The organism is Amycolatopsis sp. YIM 10 (assembly GCF_009429145.1).
Lineage (GTDB): Bacteria > Actinomycetota > Actinomycetes > Mycobacteriales > Pseudonocardiaceae > Amycolatopsis.
Genome location: NZ_CP045480.1, coordinates 706,419 through 723,926, shown reverse-complemented (window position 1 = coordinate 723,926; position 17,508 = coordinate 706,419). Strand labels below are relative to the sequence as shown.

21 protein-coding genes are annotated in these 17,508 nt (G+C 69.6%); 13 read left to right on the top strand and 8 right to left on the bottom strand.

Annotated elements, in window-relative coordinates; translation table 11 throughout:
* Positions 1-25: 25 nt before the first annotated feature.
* The 3 genes from YIM_RS03630 to YIM_RS03620 are packed head-to-tail and all read left to right on the top strand — an operon-like array spanning position 26 to position 3,518.
* Entirely contained in the window at positions 26-787 is a 762-nt protein-coding gene (locus YIM_RS03630) for a glutaminyl-peptide cyclotransferase (protein ID WP_370468953.1), read from the top strand.
* 42 nt (positions 788-829) lie between these two features.
* Complete coding sequence (locus YIM_RS03625) at positions 830-3,010, top strand: MFS transporter (protein WP_228004954.1); 2,181 nt, start codon at positions 830-832, stop codon at positions 3,008-3,010.
* 10 nt (positions 3,011-3,020) lie between these two features.
* Entirely contained in the window at positions 3,021-3,518 is a 498-nt protein-coding gene (locus tag YIM_RS03620; RefSeq protein ID WP_153028976.1) for a DUF2771 family protein, read from the top strand.
* Here the strand turns inward: YIM_RS03620 and YIM_RS03615 are convergent.
* Positions 3,515-3,901, bottom strand: a complete 387-nt coding sequence (locus YIM_RS03615) for a cold-shock protein (RefSeq protein ID WP_153036764.1) — start codon at positions 3,899-3,901, stop codon at positions 3,515-3,517. The two genes, YIM_RS03620 and YIM_RS03615, sit on opposite strands and share 4 nt — an antisense overlap.
* A 165-nt stretch (positions 3,902-4,066) precedes the next feature.
* Between YIM_RS03615 and YIM_RS03610 the strand changes: the two genes are divergently transcribed.
* Positions 4,067-4,297 carry a hypothetical protein gene (locus tag YIM_RS03610; RefSeq protein ID WP_153028975.1) on the top strand — a complete coding sequence of 77 codons (231 nt, stop codon included), beginning with the start codon at positions 4,067-4,069 and terminating at the stop codon, positions 4,295-4,297.
* Here the strand turns inward: YIM_RS03610 and YIM_RS03605 are convergent.
* Positions 4,278-4,895, bottom strand: a complete 618-nt coding sequence (locus YIM_RS03605) for an HAD family hydrolase (RefSeq protein ID WP_153028974.1) — start codon at positions 4,893-4,895, stop codon at positions 4,278-4,280. The two genes, YIM_RS03610 and YIM_RS03605, sit on opposite strands and share 20 nt — an antisense overlap.
* 82 nt (positions 4,896-4,977) lie before the next feature.
* Here YIM_RS03605 and YIM_RS03600 point away from each other — a divergent pair, with 82 nt between their 5' ends.
* The gene (locus YIM_RS03600) at positions 4,978-5,583 is read left to right on the top strand and encodes a TetR/AcrR family transcriptional regulator (RefSeq protein WP_228004534.1); all 606 of its coding nucleotides are present in this window, start codon (positions 4,978-4,980) and stop codon (positions 5,581-5,583) included.
* A gap of 12 nt (positions 5,584-5,595) precedes the next feature.
* Positions 5,596-6,558, top strand: a complete 963-nt coding sequence (locus YIM_RS03595; protein WP_153028972.1) for a R2-like ligand-binding oxidase — start codon at positions 5,596-5,598, stop codon at positions 6,556-6,558.
* A gap of 195 nt (positions 6,559-6,753) precedes the next feature.
* Here YIM_RS03595 and YIM_RS03590 read toward each other — a convergent pair whose 3' ends face one another.
* Entirely contained in the window at positions 6,754-8,397 is a 1,644-nt protein-coding gene (locus YIM_RS03590; RefSeq protein ID WP_153028971.1) for an AMP-binding protein, read from the bottom strand.
* 83 nt (positions 8,398-8,480) lie between these two features.
* On the opposite strand from YIM_RS03590, the gene YIM_RS03585 reads away from it, so the two are divergent.
* Both YIM_RS03585 and YIM_RS03580 read left to right on the top strand, forming a co-directional pair.
* A complete protein-coding gene (locus YIM_RS03585) occupies positions 8,481-9,251 on the top strand; it encodes a PhzF family phenazine biosynthesis protein (RefSeq protein ID WP_153028970.1) in 771 nt (256 codons plus the stop codon).
* A gap of 26 nt (positions 9,252-9,277) precedes the next feature.
* The gene (locus YIM_RS03580; RefSeq protein ID WP_153028969.1) at positions 9,278-9,652 is read left to right on the top strand and encodes a YccF domain-containing protein; all 375 of its coding nucleotides are present in this window, start codon (positions 9,278-9,280) and stop codon (positions 9,650-9,652) included.
* A 28-nt stretch (positions 9,653-9,680) separates the two neighbouring features.
* Here YIM_RS03580 and YIM_RS03575 read toward each other — a convergent pair whose 3' ends face one another.
* The gene (locus tag YIM_RS03575; protein ID WP_370468952.1) at positions 9,681-10,241 is read right to left on the bottom strand and encodes a snapalysin family zinc-dependent metalloprotease; all 561 of its coding nucleotides are present in this window, start codon (positions 10,239-10,241) and stop codon (positions 9,681-9,683) included.
* Between the two features lie 147 nt (positions 10,242-10,388).
* Here YIM_RS03575 and YIM_RS03570 point away from each other — a divergent pair, with 147 nt between their 5' ends.
* Positions 10,389-10,871, top strand: coding sequence for a hypothetical protein (locus YIM_RS03570; protein WP_153028968.1), 483 nt, complete (start codon positions 10,389-10,391; stop codon positions 10,869-10,871).
* 22 nt (positions 10,872-10,893) lie between these two features.
* Here YIM_RS03570 and YIM_RS03565 read toward each other — a convergent pair whose 3' ends face one another.
* The 4 genes from YIM_RS03565 to YIM_RS03550 form a co-directional block, all read right to left on the bottom strand.
* Positions 10,894-11,814: a TauD/TfdA family dioxygenase gene (locus tag YIM_RS03565; RefSeq protein ID WP_153028967.1), complete on the bottom strand. Its 921-nt coding sequence runs from the start codon at positions 11,812-11,814 to the stop codon at positions 10,894-10,896.
* 235 nt (positions 11,815-12,049) lie between these two features.
* Positions 12,050-12,868 (bottom strand): metallophosphoesterase family protein, encoded by an 819-nt coding sequence (locus YIM_RS03560; RefSeq protein ID WP_153028966.1) that lies wholly within the window; start codon positions 12,866-12,868, stop codon positions 12,050-12,052.
* A 36-nt stretch (positions 12,869-12,904) separates the two neighbouring features.
* The gene (locus YIM_RS03555; protein ID WP_194240032.1) at positions 12,905-13,702 is read right to left on the bottom strand and encodes an HAD-IIA family hydrolase; all 798 of its coding nucleotides are present in this window, start codon (positions 13,700-13,702) and stop codon (positions 12,905-12,907) included.
* A 51-nt stretch (positions 13,703-13,753) separates the two neighbouring features.
* Entirely contained in the window at positions 13,754-14,152 is a 399-nt protein-coding gene (locus YIM_RS03550) for a molybdopterin-binding protein (protein WP_153028965.1), read from the bottom strand.
* 92 nt (positions 14,153-14,244) lie between these two features.
* On the opposite strand from YIM_RS03550, the gene moaA reads away from it, so the two are divergent.
* From moaA to YIM_RS03530, 4 genes are all read left to right on the top strand, one after another.
* Positions 14,245-15,309 carry a GTP 3',8-cyclase MoaA gene (gene moaA / locus YIM_RS03545; protein WP_153028964.1) on the top strand — a complete coding sequence of 355 codons (1,065 nt, stop codon included), beginning with the start codon at positions 14,245-14,247 and terminating at the stop codon, positions 15,307-15,309.
* Positions 15,309-15,569, top strand: a complete 261-nt coding sequence (locus tag YIM_RS03540; RefSeq protein ID WP_153028963.1) for a MoaD/ThiS family protein — start codon at positions 15,309-15,311, stop codon at positions 15,567-15,569. The genes moaA and YIM_RS03540 overlap by 1 nt, the downstream gene beginning before the upstream one ends.
* 46 nt (positions 15,570-15,615) lie before the next feature.
* A complete protein-coding gene (locus YIM_RS03535; RefSeq protein ID WP_194240031.1) occupies positions 15,616-16,464 on the top strand; it encodes a phosphatidylinositol-specific phospholipase C/glycerophosphodiester phosphodiesterase family protein in 849 nt (282 codons plus the stop codon).
* A 375-nt stretch (positions 16,465-16,839) separates the two neighbouring features.
* The gene (locus YIM_RS03530; protein ID WP_153028962.1) at positions 16,840-17,490 is read left to right on the top strand and encodes a transglycosylase family protein; all 651 of its coding nucleotides are present in this window, start codon (positions 16,840-16,842) and stop codon (positions 17,488-17,490) included.
* Positions 17,491-17,508: the final 18 nt, after the last annotated feature.

Genomic DNA, 17,508 nt, shown 5'->3' with positions numbered 1-17,508 from the left:
CACGGCTTCGTGGGAAGCTGGGCAGGTGCGTACTCCCGCCGCGTTGATGCTGACCGTCGTCGCCGGGCTGACCGGCTGTGCCGCCGGCAGCACGGAGAGTCCCGCGACCGAGGAGTTGCGCGTCCAGGTGCTCGAAACCCTGCCGCACGACCCCGGCTCCTTCACCCAGGGCCTCGAACTGGACGGCGGCACGCTCTACGAGGGCACCGGACTGGCGGGCAAGTCGCGGTTGCTGGCCGGACCGCCCGGGCAGCCCCCCGTCACCCAGATCCCGCTGCCGTCGCCGCTGTTCGGCGAGGGCGTCACGGTCACCGACGCCTCGGTCTGGCAGCTCACCTGGCAGAACGGCTTCGCCATCGAGTACGACAAGGCCACGCTGACCGAGCGCCGCCGGGTGCCGTACACCGGGGAGGGCTGGGGCATCTGCCAGCAGGACTCCGGGCGGCTGGTGATGAGCGACGGGACGGGCAAGCTCACCTTCCGCGATCCCGCGACCTTCGCCGAAACGGGTTCGGTGTCGGTCGCGCGGGATAAGCTCAACGAACTGGAGTGCGCTGGCGACTCGGTGTACGCGAACGTCTGGCAGACCGACGAGATCCTCCGGATCGGGCCGGACGGCGCGATCACCGGCCACGTCGACGCCTCCGGCCTGCTCAGCGCGCAGGAGAGGGGGAGCGCGGACGTGCTCAACGGCATCGCGGCCGTACCGGGTACCGACGAATTCCTGCTCACCGGCAAGCTGTGGCCGAAGATGTTCCGGGTGAAGTTCGTCCCCACCACGCCCTGACCCGGCGAACGGTGGCGGTGATCAGGCAAGATTGCAGGTGTGATGCGTTTCGGTTCGTCCTCGGGCAAGGGTCGTGCCGGGAAGAAGGGCAAGCGCAAGTGGACCCCGGAACCCGGTAGCACCCGGCACGAGTCGCCACCCCCGCCGCCGCCCCCGCGCGAGCGGCCGCCGACGCGCGTCATGCCCGCCGCGGACCACCCGGCGCGGCCCGCGGAGCAGAGCTACCCGCAGAGCCGGACACCCGCATCCGACTACCCGCCCCGCCCGGCCGAGCCCGACTTCCCGACCCGCCGAGCCGCCGAAGCCGAGGCCCGGGCGCGCGGCGTGCCGCCCGTCGAGCAGAGCTACCCGCAGTCCCGGACACCCGCGTCCGACTACCCGCCCCGCCCGGCGGAGCAGAGCTACCCGCAGTCGCGCACGCCCGCGTCCGACTACCCACCGCCGCGTGACTTCCCGCCGCGGCGGGTGCCGACCGCGGACGACGCGCCCACCGGAGCCGTGCCGCAGCAGTCCTACGCGCCCAACCCGGACCACTTCTACACGCAGCCCGTGCGTCGAGACCGTGACCGCGAGCGGCAGGCTCCCCCGCCGCCACCACCGCCACCGCGCCCCGGCACCCGCTCGAACCTGCCCCCGGTCCCGCCGAACCGGCCGCGCGGCCACTCCGGTGAGCACGAGCGCTACGACACCGGCGGGTTCGCGAACGAGCAGCAGCGGCGCTCCTTCGAGGAGTCCGAGCACGCCGCGTCCGAGCACACCAAGGCCGCGCACGGCTTCGAGCCACCGCCCGCCGAGGCGGGCCGCGGCATGCCCCGGCTGCCCAAGAAGCTGACCGTGACCAGGGTGGCCGCGCTGCGCAGCCGCCAGCTGACCGGCCAGGCGGTGGACGCCTTCCAGCGCGCGGCCAAGGCCGACGGCGCGGACAAGTCCGGGCTGACCTCGCTGACCTACGCGACCATGCTCAACTACGCCAGCGACGCGGCGATGGCCATCGCGCTGGCGAACACGCTGTTCTTCGCCGCCAGCAGCGGCGAGAGCAAGGGCAAGGTGGCGCTGTACCTGCTCATCACCATCGCCCCGTTCGCGCTGGTGGCGCCGGTGATCGGGCCGGCGCTGGACCGCATCCAGCGCGGGCGCAGGCTGGCCATGTGCGCCACCTCGGCCGGTCAGGCGCTGATGTGCGTGTTCATGGCCCTGCACTTCGACGACTGGGGCCTGTACCCGGCGGCGCTGGGCAAGATGGTGCTGTCCAAATCGTTCATGGTGCTGAAGTCCTCGGTGACCCCACGTGTGCTGCCGCCGGAGATCACGCTGTCCAAGACGAACGCGAGACTCACCGTGTTCGGCCTGGTGGCCGGGGGTGCGTTCGGCGCGGTGGCGGCCGGGATCAACGGCATCTTCGACTCGTCGGGCGCGTTGTGGTTCACCGCGGTCATCTGCGTGGTCGGCGCGGTGCAGGCGATGCGCATCCCGTCCTGGGTCGAGGTGACCGAGGGCGAGGTACCCGCGTCGCTGGCCGCGCACCCGCAGAAGAAAAAACGCCAGCCGATGGGCCGCCAGATCGTGGTCTCGTTGTGGGCCAACGGCTCCATCCGGCTGGTCACCGGCTTCCTGTTCCTGTTCGCCGCGTTCGCGGTGAAGGCGCAGACCGAGGGCAGCGGGCAGAGCCCGTTCATGCAACTGCTGCTGCTCGGCGTGATCGGCGGCGCGGCGGGGGTCGGCGGTTTCCTCGGCAACGCGCTGGGCTCGCGGATGACCTTCGGCAAGCCCGACCAGGTGGTGATCGGCTGCGCGGCCGCCACGCTGGCCTCGACCGTGCTCGCCGCGATACTGGCCGGGCTGGCCACCGCGGCCATCGTCGGCCTGGTCGGCGCGACCGCGAGCGCGCTGGCGAAGATCAGCCTCGACGCGGTGATCCAGGCCGACCTGCCGGAGGAGTCGCGGGCCTCGGCGTTCGGCCGCTCGGAGACCGTGCTGCAGCTGGCCTGGTGCTTCGGCGGCGCGGTCGGCCTGCTGCTGCCGCCGAGCTACTGGATCGGCTTCCTGGTGATCTCCGCGCTGCTGGCGATCGGCGTGGTGCAGACGATGCTGGTGCACCGCGGCAGCTCGCTCATCCCCGGCCTGGGCGGCGACCGTCCACTTCGGCCGGACGCCACCAGCACCCCGCCGCGCGGGATGCGCAGCGGGGGACCGGCTCCCTCACGCGGACCGGCGGGCTCGTAGAGTCCTGGGCATGCGTGGTCTCGGTGTTCTGGCCGTTCTCGCCGGTGGTGCCTTCGTGCTGTCCGGCTGCTCCCCGGTGCCCCCGCCCGAGGTGACCTTCTTCGCCGACGGCAACACCGTGCGGACCGGCCCGTTCATCCACTGCGACGCGCGCGTGTCGTCCTGCGAGCAGAACGACGGCGCCGAGGCACGGCTGAAGGTGCGCCCCGGCAAGCCGGTGCAGATCTCACTGCCGAAGGAGATCGTCGACACCCCGTGGCTGGTCAACGTCCAGTACCAGGACGCGGCGGGCAACCTGCAGCCGGTGAAGCAGGAGTTCTTCTCCCCCGGCAGGCAGCACGCCTACACCGCCACCGCCGGTCCGGGGGACCAGCTGGTGGTGGTGGAGATCCAGCAGATCAGCGCGGCCACCGCGATCGACGGCACCGGGGCCGCCATCGAGGACGAGCAGGGCAATCCGCAGCTCGTCGTCCGCGGCATCTGGACCCTGCAGGTCGAGCCGGCTTAGGGGTCGAGGTCGCGCGCCACCGCGCGCATGATCTCGGCGATCTGCTTGGTGTGCTTGCGGTCCGGGTAGCGGTTGCGCCGCAGGTCCGGCTGCACCTTCAGCTCGAGCAGCTTGATCATGTCCTCGATCAGGCCGTGCAGCTCCTCCGCGGGACGGCGCCGCGCCTCGGCCACCGAGGGCGGCGGGTCGAGCAGCCGGACCGAGAGCGCCTGCGGGCCGCGGCGGCCGTCGGCCACCCCGAACTCGAGCCGCTGGCCGGCCTTGAGCGCCGCTACGCCCTGCGGTAGCGCGGCTTTCCGGATGTAGACGTCCGCGCCGCCATCCTGGGTGACGAAACCGAAACCCTTTTCCGCGTCGTACCACTTGACCTTGCCGGTCGGCACTGCCCTCACCCGTTCCTTCACTCACGTGTCCCACGTCGCGCAGCCATGCACGACGAACGCGCGCCCAGGGCGTACCCAGACGCGCGTACCTACAAGCGTATCCCCCACCGTCCGGTGAAGCGAAGCACATACCGGACACACTGCGTCGCGCTCTAATCTGGAGCCATGGAGAGCCTGCCGAGGACCAAGCCGTTGCTGATGCGCGCCGGGATCGGCCTGTTCGCCGTCGGCATGCTGGCGGTGCTCGCCGTTTTTGTGCTGTTCGCGGCCGGTCTGGAGGACCTGCCGGTCTGGCTGAGCGCGGTGGCCGGACTGGTCACCCCGCTGGGGCTCGGGCTGGGCCTGTGGGCCCTGATCCGCGAGCACCGCAAGGCGGCTAGGAAAGCGGCGGAGTAAGAGACTCGAACCAGGCGGGGAACTCCTCCAGGCTGTCGAACACCACCCGCGCACCGGCCTCGGCCAGCTCATCCCGGCCGCAGGGCCCGGTGGTCACGCCGACCGCGACGGCCCCGGCGGCCAGCGCGCCGTTGATGTCGCCGAGGTGGTCGCCGACGTAGACCTCGGCGCCGTGCTCGGTGAGCGCGGCCGCCTTCCCGGTCGACCACAGCTCGCCGACCAGCACGTCCACGTTGAAGCCGAGCGCCTTGATGTGCAGCGCGGCGTTGGGCCCGAACTTGCCGGTGACCACCACCGTGCGCCCGCCGGCGCGGTGCACCGCGTCCAGCGCGGCGTGTGCGCCGGGCAGCGCCACGGTGCTCGGCACGACGATCTCCGGATAGATCTCGCGGAAGCGGTCCACCAGGCCGGGGATGCGTTCCTCCGGTGCTTCGAAGCCGCGGAGCACGGCGTCCAGCGGCGGGCCGAGATTGGCGGCGAACCGCTCGCCGTCGAGCGGGAGGCCCGACTCCTCGGCGAGCGTGTCGAGCGCCGCGACCATGCCGGGCCGCGGATCGATCAAGGTCATATCGAGGTCGAACCCCACGGTGATCCCCACGCCTGCACGGTAGCGGATTTGACAATCGATCAGGCGACGTCAACGGCCTTGACATATGAGTGCGCTGTGTCAAGCTGAAGTTGTGTCCGAGGTCACGTCCTTCACCCAGCGCGCCAAGGCCTCCCTGCGCGAGGAACTGCTCGTCGCGACCACCGCGCTGCTGATCGAGAAGGGCTACGCGGCACTGCGCATGGTCGACGTGGCCACCCGCGTCGGGGTGAGCAGGCAAACGCTCTACAACGAGTTCGGCACCAAGGCCGCGCTCGTGGAGGCGGTCGCGCTGCGCACCACGGCGGAGTTCCTCGACGGCATCCACCAGCGGTTCGACGCGGCGCCCGAGCTGCTCGACGGCGTGCGCGCGGCCACCGTGTTCACCATCGAGCACGCCAGGGAGAACCCGCTGGTCGCCGCCGCGCTCGGCACCGGTCCGGCGGAGGACCTGCTGCCGCTGCTGACCACCCGCGCGGAACCCGTGCTGCGTGCCGCGGCCGACGCGGCGGCCGAGCACTACCGCTCGCGGGCCCCGTGGCTCGGCGACGAGTGCGTGGAACTGCTCGCCGAGACCGTGGTCCGGCTCAACCTGAGCCACCTCGTGCTGCCGACGCACTCCCCCGCCGAAGCGGCGGACCAGGTGTGCGCGGTGATCGCCCCGGCGATCGAGAAGTACTCCTCGTCCACAATGGAGTGAGAGGTTCGAACGATGACCACCACTGAGAAACGCAGCGGCTTCAGCTCACTGCGCCGGGGCGGCCTGAACTGGGATTCCTTCCCGCTGCGCCTGTTCGTCAAGGGGAACGCGAAGTTCTGGAACCCGGCCGACATCGACTTCAGCCAGGACGCCGCCGACTGGCGGACGCTCACCGACGACGAGCGGCGCTCGGCGACCTACCTGTGCGCCCAGTTCATCGCCGGTGAGGAGGCGGTGACCGAGGACATCCAGCCGTTCATGAAGGCGATGGCCGCCACCGGCCGGTTCGGCGACGAGATGTACCTGAGCCAGTTCTGCTTCGAGGAAGCCAAGCACACCGAAGTGTTCCGGCGGTGGATGGACGCGGTCGGGCTGACCGAGGACCTGCACCCGTACGTCGCCGAGAACCCGCACTACCGCAAGCTGTTCTACGAGGAGCTGCCGTCCTCGCTCGGTGTGCTGGCCGATGACCCGAGCCCGGTGAACCAGGTCCGCGCCAGCGTCACCTACAACCACGTCGTCGAAGGCAGCCTCGCGCTGACCGGGTACTACGCGTGGCAGAAGGTGTGCACCACGCGGAACATCCTGCCCGGCATGCAGGAACTCGTCCGCCGCATCGGCGACGACGAGCGGCGGCACATGGCCTGGGGCACCTTCACCTGCCGTCGGCACGTCGCCGCGGACGACTCGATGTGGGAGGTCGTGCAGCAGCGCATGGGCGAGTTGCTGCCGCACGCGCTGGGCATGATCCAGTGGGTGAACGAGCAGTTCGAAGAGCCGCGGCCGTTCGACAACGACCCGCAGGAGTTCATCGAGTACGCCGCCGATCGCGCGCAGCGCCGCCTCGGCGCCATCGAGTCGGCGCGCGGCACCCCGGTGGAGCAGATCGACCTGGACTACACCCCGGAGATCCTCGAAGAAACCTTCGGCGAAGAGGATGCCAAGGCCTTCGCGGAAGTGGTTGCCACGGCCTAGGTTGATGCCGTAGCAACAATTCCCAAACCGCCACCCGGCAACGACAGCCGACCACCTACCCCCCAGCCCTTCCCCATCCCCGCTCCACAGCCAAAAACACGGCGAAGACCCCGATGTCAAGGTATCTTTCCCGCCTTGACATCGGGGTCTTCGCCGTAGTCACAATCAAACAGCGGGGTGGCCCCGAGCAGTGCCTCAGGCGTGCTTCGAGGAGGCCGCTGACTCCAGGCCCAACAGGGTCACGGCCTGCTCGCGCATTTCCACCTTCCGCACCTTCCCGGTCACCGTCATCGGGAACTCGTCCACCACGTGCACGTACCGCGGGATCTTGTAGTGCGCCAGCTTCCCCGTGCAGAACTCCCGCAGCGACTCCGCGGTCAGCTCCGGGGCGCCCTCGCGCAGGCGCACCCACGCCATCAGTTCCTCGCCATACCGAGCGTCCGGCACGCCGATCACCTGCGCGTCGAGCACATCCGGGTGCGTGTACAGGAATTCCTCGATCTCCCGCGGGTACACGTTCTCCCCGCCCCGGATCACCATGTCCTTGATCCGCCCGGTGATGTTCACGTAGCCCTCGTCGTCCATCACGGCGAGGTCGCCGGTGTGCATCCACCGCGCGGCGTCGATCACCTCGGCGCTCTTCTCCGGCTGCTCCCAGTAGCCCAGCATCACCGAATACCCGCGCGTGCACAGCTCGCCCGGTTCGCCGCGCGGCACCGTCAGCCCGGTCTCCGGGTCGACCACCTTCACCTCCAGGTGCGGCCCCACCCGGCCGACGGTGGACACCCGGCGCTCCACCGAATCGTCCGCCCGCGTCTGCGTGGACACCGGCGAGGTCTCGGTCATGCCGTAGCAGATCGACACCTCCGCCATGCCCATCCGCTCGATCACCTGCTTCATCACCTCGACCGGGCACGGCGAACCGGCCATGATCCCGGTGCGCAGGCTGCTCAGGTCGTAGGTGCCGAAGTCCGGTTCGGACAGTTCGGCGATGAACATCGTCGGCACGCCGTACAGCGAGGTGCACCGCTCGGCCTGCACCGCCTCCAGCGCCGCCTTCGGTTCGAAGGCCTGTGACGGGATCACCATGCACGCGCCGTGCGAAGTCGCCGCGAGATTGCCCATCACCATGCCGAAGCAGTGGTAGAAGGGCACCGGAATGCAGATCCGGTCGGCCTCGGTGTACCCGCACAGCTCACCGACGAAGAACCCGTTGTTCAGGATGTTGTGGTGCGAAAGCGTGGCGCCCTTGGGAAAACCGGTGGTGCCCGAGGTGTACTGGATGTTGATCGGATCGTCCGCGCCGAGCGTGGCCGCGATCCCGGCCAGCCGGTCGGCGTCGATCTCGTTGTCCACCAATGAATCCCATGCCGGGGTGCCGAGCAGCACCACGTGCTCCAGCCCGGGGCACTCCGGCCGCACCTGCTCGATCATGCCCGCGTAGTCGGAGGTCTTGAACGACTCGGCGGCCACCAGCAGCCGCACCCCGGCCTGGTTTAGCACGAACTTCAGCTCGTGCGAGCGGTAGGCCGGGTTGATGTTGACCAGGATCGCGCCGATCTTCGCGGTGGCGTACTGGATCAGCGTCCACTCGGCGCGGTTGGGCGACCAGATGCCCACCCGGTCACCCTTGGTGATGCCGAGTTCGAGCAGGCCGAGCGCGAGCGCGTCCACGTCGGCGGCCAGTTCGGCGTAGGTCCACCGGCGGCCGGTGAGCCGTTCGACCAGCGCGTCGCGATCACCGAAGGCGGCCACCGTGCGTGCCAGGTTGTCGCCGATGGTGTCGCCGAGCAGCGGCACATCGGAGATTCCGGAGGAGTAACTGGGAACGGCGGGCATGGGTCCTCCAGCGGGTCGGCGGTGACGCGCTTCGCAGTGTATGAGCGGGTCACCGCCGTTGCCATCCGTCTATCTTCGAACCCATGCGCCTGTACCTCGTGGACTCGTTCACCGACCGCGCCTTCGCCGGGAACCCGGCCGGGGTGGTGTTGCTGGACGCCCCCGCCGACGAAGCCTGGATGCAGTCGGTGGCCGCGGAGCTGAAGCACTCCGAGACGGCCTTCGTGGTCACCACCGGCGAGGGCGCCAAGCCGCTGCGCTGGTTCACGCCGGTCGCCGAGGTCGCCCTGTGCGGGCACGCCACCCTCGCCACCGCGCACGTGCTCGGCGGCGACCAGGTGTTCAGCACCAAGAGCGGCGAACTGCGCTGCACCTCGGCCGGCGGCTGGGTGCGGATGGACTTCCCCGCCGACCCGTCCGAAGCGGTCGACATCGATCCCGGCGCCGCACTGCCGGGCGTGACCGTCGAGCACGTCGCCAGGGGGAAGTTCGACCTGCTGGTGGTCGCCGAGAACGCGGCGCAGGTACGCGGCCTGGTACCGGATCTCGCCGCCATCAAGGCAGCGTCCTCCTCGGACATCCGCGGGATGACCGTCACCGCGCCGAGCGACCGCGAGGGGATCGACTTCGTCAGCCGGTTCTTCGCCCCGGCGAAGGGCGTGGATGAGGACCCGGTGACCGGTTCGGCGCACTGCACGCTGGCGCCCTACTGGGCCGCGCGCCTCGGCCGGAACGAGCTGGTCGGCGAGCAGGCGTCGCCGCGCGGCGGTGTCGTGCGCGTCGAGCTGGCCGGTGATCGCGTCACGCTGGCCGGGCAGGCCGTGACCGTGTTCTCCGGCGATCTGCTCGCTTGACCCAGGTTTCACGGGACAATGGGGACATGAAGACGATCCTGAATGTCATCTGGTTGGTGCTCTGCGGCTTCTGGATGGCGGTGGGGTACGCCATCGCGGGGATCATCTGCTGCGTCCTGATCATCACCATCCCGTTCGGCCTCGCCTCGTTCCGGATGGCGAACTACGCGCTGTGGCCGTTCGGCCGGACCCTGGTCGACCGGCGCGGCTCCGGCGCGTTCTCGGTGCTCGGCAACATCATCTGGTTCCTCGTGGCCGGCTGGTGGCTGGCGATCGGGCACCTGGTCACCGGGCTCGCGCTGTGCATCACCATCATCGGCATCCCGCTGGGCGTGGCGAACTTCAAGATGATCCCGGTTTCGCTGGTGCCGCTGGGCAAGGAGATCGTGCCGGTGCCGTGAAGGTGGCTTTCACGGCACCGGGAGCCGGTCAGAACGCGGCGACCGGGGTCTCGTCGTAGTGACCCCGGAAGTCCGCGGCCGCGCGTGAACCGGCGAAGTTCGCCTCGACCTCGGCCTTCTCCTTGGCGTTCGGGTTCGGGTTGGCACACGAGACCGGTGCGCTCGAACCCGACATCAGGTCCTGGCACAGCCCGGTCCGCCGGTCCGGCAGGCCGAAGATGTGCCCGATCTCGTGCGCGGCGATCCGGGTCACGTTGTAGCCCTGGTTGACCGCCTGGCGCCCGAACCAGATCTTGCCCCGGCCGAGCGAGTACGTCTGCGCGCGTGGCCAGCCGTTGTCGGCCACGATGACCAGCGACGCGGGCGATCCCTTCACCAGCCGGACGTTCTTCACGCTGTTGTTCCACACCGCGGCGCCGGCGTCCACGGCGTCCTTGAACTCCGCCGCGCCGCTCGAGTCGTAGTACACCGTGCGCACGGCGATTTCGGCCGCCGAAGCGGGCATACTCGTCGCGACCTGCGAAAGCACGAGCGGGAACATCAGGGCGAGCGCGGCCAGTACCGATCTGAAGGTTTTCCTCGTCGACACTTGGAACTCCTCACGGGATACGGGTTCTTCCGTTGTTCCGAGAGAACCGCTCCGGCCCGAAACCCTCAAGAGTGAGGTTTTCACAGTTTTGGGAAACCGCAGGCCGGAGGATGCGCCGTCACCCGCGTCCGGCCGATGGTGGGAGCCATGCGCAAACTCTTCGCTCTGCTGACCGCGGCCGCCGCGACCCTGGTGCTGGGCGCGACCCCCGCAGCCGCCGGCACGGTCACCGTCGACTACCACTGCGCCGTCGGCGGCGGGATCGTCGCCTGGGACGTCCAGTACCGCACCACGATCACCGCGCCCGCCTCCGTCGCGCAGGGCCAGACCGCCACGGTGAAGATCGAGTACACCGGCGTGAAGAACTGGACCACGCACTCGCCGGCGGGCACCTACAACGGCTGGGGCAGCTTCAAGCTCGGCGGCGCGGCGACCGGCACGATCACCGCGCCCGGGCTGACCAATCCCGAGATCCAGCCGGGCGAGAAGATGCGCTTCGTCGGCGCGAGCGCGCAGGTTTCCTTCCCCGCCAAGGGTCAGGTCACCTACACGCCCGCCACCTTCAACTACGGCCCGAACTGCATCGTGTGGACGCCTGCCGGAGTCGCCGCGACGACCAGCGTGGTCTGACGCGGCTGTCCACCAGGACGGTCTAAAAAGGACGGTCACCGGCGATGGCCACCCGTTCGGCCACCCTCGCGTGCGGGAAGTAGTCGTTCACCGCGTAGTGCTGGGTGGCCCGATTGTCCCAGAACGCCACCGAGTTCGGCCGCCACTTGAACCGCACCTGGAACTCCGGCACGTGCGCCTGCTGGAACAGCAACCGGAGCAGCCGATCGCTCTCCTCGCGCTCCAGCCCGACGATGTGCGTGGTGAAGGCCTGGTTCACGAACAGCATGCGGCGGCCGGACTCGGGGTGCGTGCGCACCACCGGGTGCTCCACCGGCGGGAACTCGTCCTGTTTGGCGGCAAGGAAATCCGCGTCGGAGAAGCGTTCGAAGCCGGGGATGAAGTCGTGCACCGCGGTCAGGCCGTCGATCCGCGCGCGCACGTCCTCGGGCAGGTTGTCGTAGGCGGCGGCCATGTCCGCCCACATGGTGTCGCCACCGAGCGGCGGCACCTCGATCAGCCGCAGCACCGAACCGAGCGCGGGCTCGGGCCGGAAGGTGACGTCGGTGTGCCAGATGTTCTCGAAACCGGGCATGGTCGCACTGCGGGCGAACCGGGTCACCTGCTCGCTGTCCCCGGTGGGGATGAACGGGTTCGTCTCAAGAGGACCCCAGTTGCGCGCGAAGGCCCGCTGCTGCTCGGAAGTGATGTCCTGGTCGCGGAAGAAAAGGACCTTCCACTCGAGCAGTGCGCGGTTCAGCTCCGCCCGCAGCTCACCGGTCAGCGGCGCGCCGAGGTCGACGCCGTCGATCTCGGCGCCGATCACCGCACCGAGCGGGGTCAGCGAAAACAGTTCGTAGGGCTGGGATTCCGCGCGGTGCAACACCCGCGGACCTTCCAGGATTCCGTCGGCGGGTACGCGGGCCGGGCGCAGGGCAGCACGAAGCGACAGGTCGACAGACAACGCATTTCCTCACTGTGCGAAGGGATCGGTACTAACGCGGGGAAGGCGCGCTACTTCGGCGGTGAGCCGAGGCGACCGCGGCGCACGAGCAGCGCGCAGACGCCGATACCGACCAGGCGGTGAGGAGACCGCCTCGTCCGCGGGACAACACAACGGTGACCCAGGGTTTCGGACATGACCGGAACTATGGACCCTGGTCCGGACAATGGTCAAGATGTCCCACGACCTGGAAGTTTCAGTCCTCCGGTTCCCACGGCAGGGGAACGATCAAGCAGGGGCCGCCGACAAACAGGCCGCCGTCCACGCCGAGCACCTTGCCACCCGCGTACAGGTACGGCGCCTCGATCTGCGCCGGGTGGATGCCGAGCTGGTCGGCGATCACGCTGTGGCCGTGCACGATCCGCTCGCCGCCGAGCCGCTCCAGCAGCAGCTGCGCGATCTCCGGCCCGTTCGGCCCGCGGAAGGCGTAGCGCGTGGTCATCCGGCGCCACACCTCCCACCAGTCGGAGATGTCGTCGGCGGCCAGCACCTCGGCCACGTTCTGGTTGATCTCCTCGACGTCGGCCCCCCATTCGAGGTACTCGAGCGTGTCGGAGTGCATCAGCAGGTAGTTCTCGGCGTGCGCCAGCAGCGGACGGCGGACCAGCCACTCGATGTGGCGGCCGGTCAGCTTCTCCTGGTCCGACGGCTGCCCGCCGTTGATCTCCCAGCTGCGGCCGAAGCTGCGCGGGCCGAAGTCCGACGGCACCTCGGTGTCACCGAAGCGGTGCATGCCCAGCAGCAGGATCTCGTGGTTGCCGAGCAGGCTGTGCACCTCACCACCGGCTTCGGCGGCCTGCTCCTGCAGGCGCATCACCAGGTCGATGACACCGACGCCGTCGGGACCGCGGTCGACGAAGTCGCCGAGAAACCACACGCGGCTCTTGCCACCGGCCCAGTCGCCGTCGGCGTCGACCAGTTCCTTCGCCAGCAGCGCCTCGGTCAGCCCCTCACGATGCCCGTGTACGTCACCCACCACATAGGTCGGCAGTCCCGCCGCACCGGCATCGTTCATCCCCTGAAGATAAGGCCTGCTCACCGGAGAGGTTCGTCACCCCTGCGCGAAGGGATCCTTCGTCCGCCCGATCAGGTCGGCCACCGAGTCGAGCACCCGCGTCGGGCGGTAGGGGTACAGCTCGGCGCTCTCCCTGGTGGAGATCCCGGTGAGCACCAGAATGGTCTCCAGCCCGGCTTCGATCCCGGCGTGCACGTCGGTGTCCATCCGGTCGCCGATCATCAGCGTGTGCTCGGAGTGCGCGCCGAGCGCCCGCAGCGCCGAGCGCATCATCAGCGGGTTCGGCTTGCCGACGAAGTAGGGCTGGCGGCCGGTGGCCTTCTCGATCAGCGCGGCGACCGAGCCGGTGGCCGGCATCGAGCCCTCCAGGCTGGGGCCGGTGGCGTCCGGATTGGTGGCGATGAACTTGGCGCCCGCCTCGATCATCCGGATCGCCCTGGTGATCGCGGAGAAGCTGTAGGTGCGGGTCTCGCCGAGCACCACGTAGTCCGGGTCGCGGTCGGTCAGCACGTAGCCGACCTCGTGCAGCGCGGTGGTCAGCCCGGCCTCGCCGATCACGAAGGCCGAGCCGTTCGGGCGCTGGCGGTGCAGGAACTCGGCGGTGGCCAGCGCGGAGGTCCAGATGGCCTCCTCCGGCACGTCCAGCCCGGTCCTGGCCAGCCGCGCCCGCAGGTCGCGCGGGGTGTAGATGGAGTTGTTGGTCAGCACCAGGAAGCCGATGCCGTTGGCGCGCAGTTCGGCGAGGAACTCGTCGGCGCCGGGCACCAGGTGCTCCTCGCGGACCAGCACCCCGTCCATGTCGCTGAGATAGCTCCAACGCGGTTCGTCGCTCATGCCCGCCACCCTATTAGGCGCTGTCCGGTGAGGCTGCTCGATGGGCAGCGCCTAACGATCAGGCGTCTCGACGATCACTTGCGTCGCCTTGACCACGGCGACGGCGAGTGAGCCCGGTTTCAGCCCCATTTCGGTGACGGCCTCGGTGCTCATCAGCGAGACCACCCGGTGCGGCCCGCACTGGATCTCCACCTGTGCCATCACCTTGTCCTGGACGACCTCGGTGACCAGCCCGACGAACCGGTTGCGCGCGGACCGGCCGACCCGCGACGGGTCCGGCGGCTGGTCGGCCTGCGCCCTGGCGAAGGCGGCCAGCTCGGCACCGTCGACCACCTTGCGCCCGCTGGTGTCGTCGAGGGCGGTCAACTGACCGGCGCGGACCCACCGGCGCACCGTGTCGTCGCTGACCCCGAGCAAGCGGGCTACCTCGGCCAACCGAAACTGCGGCATGAGCAGGAGGCTAAACCCGCAGATGCGGATGCGCCATCGTCTCGTTCGAAGCTTGAGGACCGCTCGTCCGGATCCGCACTACCCTGGGCAGGGTGACGGCGGTAGATCTTGGCATTCCCCGGCCCTCCGGGAAGCGGCAGAACCCCGCCGAACCCCGGCCCGACCACCCAGGGTTGATCGACTCGTTCGGCCGGGTGGCCACCGACCTGCGGGTGTCCCTGACCGACAAGTGCAACCTGCGCTGCACCTACTGCATGCCCGAAGAGGGCCTGGACTGGCTGCCCGGCGATCAGGTGCTCACCGACGACGAGCTGCTCCGGCTGCTGCGCATCGCGGTCGAGTCGCTCGGGGTCACCGACATCCGGCTCACCGGCGGTGAGCCGATGCTGCGACCGGGGCTCGAGCGCATCGTCGCCGAGGTGTCCGCGCTGCGGCCGAAGCCCCGGCTGTCGATGACCACCAACGGCATCGGCCTGGCGAAACGGGCCGAAGGCCTGGTCGCGGCCGGGCTGGACCGGATCAACGTCTCGCTGGACACCATCGACCGCGACACCTTCGCCAAGCTGACCAGGCGGGACAGGCTGCGCCACGTGCTGGAGGGCCTGGCCGCCGCCCGCGACGCCGGGCTGTCGCCGGTGAAGGTCAACGCGGTGCTGATGCGCGGGGTCAACGACCACGAGGCCGCGCCGCTGCTGCGGTTCTGCCTGGACAACGGCTACCACCTGCGGTTCATCGAGCAGATGCCGCTGGACGCGCAGCACGGCTGGGACCGCCGCGGCATGATCACCGCGGCCGACATCCTCGACCTGCTCGGCGCCGAATTCGAGCTGACCCCGAGCGAGGCGCCGCGTGGTGGCGCGCCCGCCGAGCGCTGGCTGGTCGACGGCGGCCCCGGCGACGTCGGCGTGATCGCCTCGGTCACCCGGCCGTTCTGCTCGGCCTGCGAGCGCACCCGGCTGACCGCCGACGGTGCCGTCCGCTCCTGCCTGTTCAGCAACGACGAGACCGACCTGCGGGCCCTCCTGCGCGCGGGCGCGCCCGACGAGGAGATAGCGGGTGCCTGGCGCGACACCATGTGGGGCAAGCTGGCCGGGCACGAGATCAATGAGGCCGGGTTCGCGCAGCCGATCCGGCCGATGAGCGCGATCGGCGGTTGATGCGGGTGACCACGGTCCAAGTGCGGTTCTTCGCCTCGGCGCGGGCCGCGACCGGAGTGGACAGCGAGGTGCTCACGCTGCCGGCCGGTTCGTCGGTGGCCGAAGCGGTCGAGCAGCTGCGGCAGCGGCACCCCGAGCGGTTGCCGAAGGTGCTCGAAGTGGCCAGCTTCCTGCTGGACGGCGTCGCGGTGCGGGACACCTCGTTCCGCCTGCCCGACGGAGCCGAGCTGGACGTCCTGCCGCCTTTCGCCGGTGGTTAACCCCCGCGTCACCCATCGGACGCCGGGTTCACCGAGGCTGTCGCGCATGCGCCGCCTCCTTGTGCTCGTGCTGACCGCGTTCGCCGTGGCCGGGCTCGCCACGCCCGCTTCAGCCGTGTCGTCGGCGTCGTGGGCTCCGTGGGTCAAGCCGCTGGCGCAGGCACACGCGCACAACGACTACGAGCACGACCGGCCGCTGCACGACGCGCTGGACCACGGGTTCACCAGCGTCGAGGCGGACATCTACCTGGTCGACGGGCAGTTGCTGGTGGCGCACGACCCGGAGGACGTCACCCCGGAACGCACGCTGGAGTCGCTCTACCTGGAGCCGCTGCGGGAGCGGGTGCTGCGTAACTTCGGCCACGTCTACCCGCGCCGGATGCCGTTCCAGCTGCTGGTCGACATCAAGAGCGGCGCCGAGGACACCTACGCGGCGCTCTCGAAGGTGCTGGCGTCCCCGCGGTACTCCTTCCTCTTCACCGCCTACCGGGACGGCTGGGTGCGCGACAGGGCCGTGGAGGTCGTGCTGTCCGGCAACCGGCCGCGAGCGGTACTGGCGGGCCAGAAGGAGCGGCTGGCCTTCTACGACGGCCGCATCGCCGCCCAGGACGATCTGGGGCCCGGTTCCGACGCCCGCCTGACGCCGCTGGTCTCGGACAACTGGACGAAGCTGTTCACCTGGACCGGCGAGGGCGCGTTCCCGGCCGCCGAGCGGGCCCGGCTGCGGGAGATCGTGGCGACCGCGCACGCGGCGGGCCAGCGGGTGCGGTTCTGGGCCACGCCGGACGCCCCCGGACCGGCCCGCGAGGCGATCTGGACCGAACTCGCCGACGCGGGTGTGGACCACATCAACACCGACGACCTGGCCGGACTGGCTGCCTTCCTCCGGGATTAGCGCACTTTGTGCGTATGTGCACTAACGGCCTACGGATGCGTTTTACACGTGACCCAAGCCTCACGATCAGTGAATTATCTCGAGAAGGAAACGGCCCGGTAACGGCCACTTGAGCTGCGAAAACACGGGAATCGTCAAAGGTTGCGCCCTGTTACAGTGACGTAGGTCACACCCCGAATAATTTCCGATCACGCCGAAGGTTACGTACCGTCGCTTTTCGGTTGGCCCCGACCGACCAGAGCAACACCGGGAATCCGAAGCGCCGAACCCTGTCCGGCGGAATCCCGGCCCATACCCCGAGCGAAAGAAAACTTCCGGACAGGGACGACACGAACCCCCCGATGTTCAGCAGGCGCGGGAAGTGAGTAGTAACCAATGGCTTACCGAGGCAAGCACCGTAAGATGTCCGCCGCTACCAAGCACATCGCCCGGGTGGCGATCGCCGGTATGGCGGTCGGCGCTCCGCTCGCCATCGCTGCGACCCCCGCGCAGGCCGAAGGCGGCACCAACTGGGACGCGATCGCGCAGTGCGAGAGCGGTGGCAACTGGTCCACCAACACCGGCAACGGCTACTCCGGCGGCCTGCAGTTCTCGCCGAGCACCTGGAAGGCCTACGGCGGCAAGGGCAGCGCCCACAACGCCTCCCGCGAGGAGCAGATCGCCGTGGCCGAGAAGGTCAAGGCTGGTCAGGGCATCGGCGCGTGGCCGACCTGTGGCAAGAAGGGCGGCTCGTCCGCCAGCTACAAGGGCAAGAACACCCAGGGCTCGGTCAAGAAGAGCGCCCCGGCGAAGAAGAGCGCGCCGAAGTCGGCTCCGGCCCCGGCCCAGTCGTCGGCCCCGGTCACCACCGGTGTGGCCAAGTCCAACCCGGCCGGTGACTACACCGTGGTCGCGGGCGACACCCTGTCGAAGATCGCGCAGGCGCACGGCGTCGAGGGTGGGTTCGCCAAGCTCCAGGAGCTGAACAAGGACTTCATCCCGAACGCGGACTTCATCGTGGTCGGCCAGAAGATCGCCACCAAGTGACATTGGTGTGCGTGATCA

Coding starts and splice junctions, on each gene's coding strand:
- YIM_RS03625 (WP_228004954.1), top strand. CDS start 830: ATGCGTTTCGGTTCGTCCTCGGGCAAGGGTCGTGCCGGGAAGAAGGGC.
- YIM_RS03620 (WP_153028976.1), top strand. CDS start 3,021: ATGCGTGGTCTCGGTGTTCTGGCCGTTCTCGCCGGTGGTGCCTTCGTG.
- YIM_RS03610 (WP_153028975.1), top strand. CDS start 4,067: ATGGAGAGCCTGCCGAGGACCAAGCCGTTGCTGATGCGCGCCGGGATC.
- YIM_RS03595 (WP_153028972.1), top strand. CDS start 5,596: ATGACCACCACTGAGAAACGCAGCGGCTTCAGCTCACTGCGCCGGGGC.
- YIM_RS03590 (WP_153028971.1), bottom strand. CDS start 8,397: ATGCCCGCCGTTCCCAGTTACTCCTCCGGAATCTCCGATGTGCCGCTG.
- YIM_RS03585 (WP_153028970.1), top strand. CDS start 8,481: ATGCGCCTGTACCTCGTGGACTCGTTCACCGACCGCGCCTTCGCCGGG.
- YIM_RS03580 (WP_153028969.1), top strand. CDS start 9,278: ATGAAGACGATCCTGAATGTCATCTGGTTGGTGCTCTGCGGCTTCTGG.
- YIM_RS03570 (WP_153028968.1), top strand. CDS start 10,389: ATGCGCAAACTCTTCGCTCTGCTGACCGCGGCCGCCGCGACCCTGGTG.
- YIM_RS03560 (WP_153028966.1), bottom strand. CDS start 12,868: ATGAACGATGCCGGTGCGGCGGGACTGCCGACCTATGTGGTGGGTGAC.
- YIM_RS03555 (WP_194240032.1), bottom strand. CDS start 13,702: ATGAGCGACGAACCGCGTTGGAGCTATCTCAGCGACATGGACGGGGTG.
- YIM_RS03550 (WP_153028965.1), bottom strand. CDS start 14,152: ATGCCGCAGTTTCGGTTGGCCGAGGTAGCCCGCTTGCTCGGGGTCAGC.
- YIM_RS03540 (WP_153028963.1), top strand. CDS start 15,309: ATGCGGGTGACCACGGTCCAAGTGCGGTTCTTCGCCTCGGCGCGGGCC.
- YIM_RS03535 (WP_194240031.1), top strand. CDS start 15,616: ATGCGCCGCCTCCTTGTGCTCGTGCTGACCGCGTTCGCCGTGGCCGGG.
- YIM_RS03530 (WP_153028962.1), top strand. CDS start 16,840: ATGGCTTACCGAGGCAAGCACCGTAAGATGTCCGCCGCTACCAAGCAC.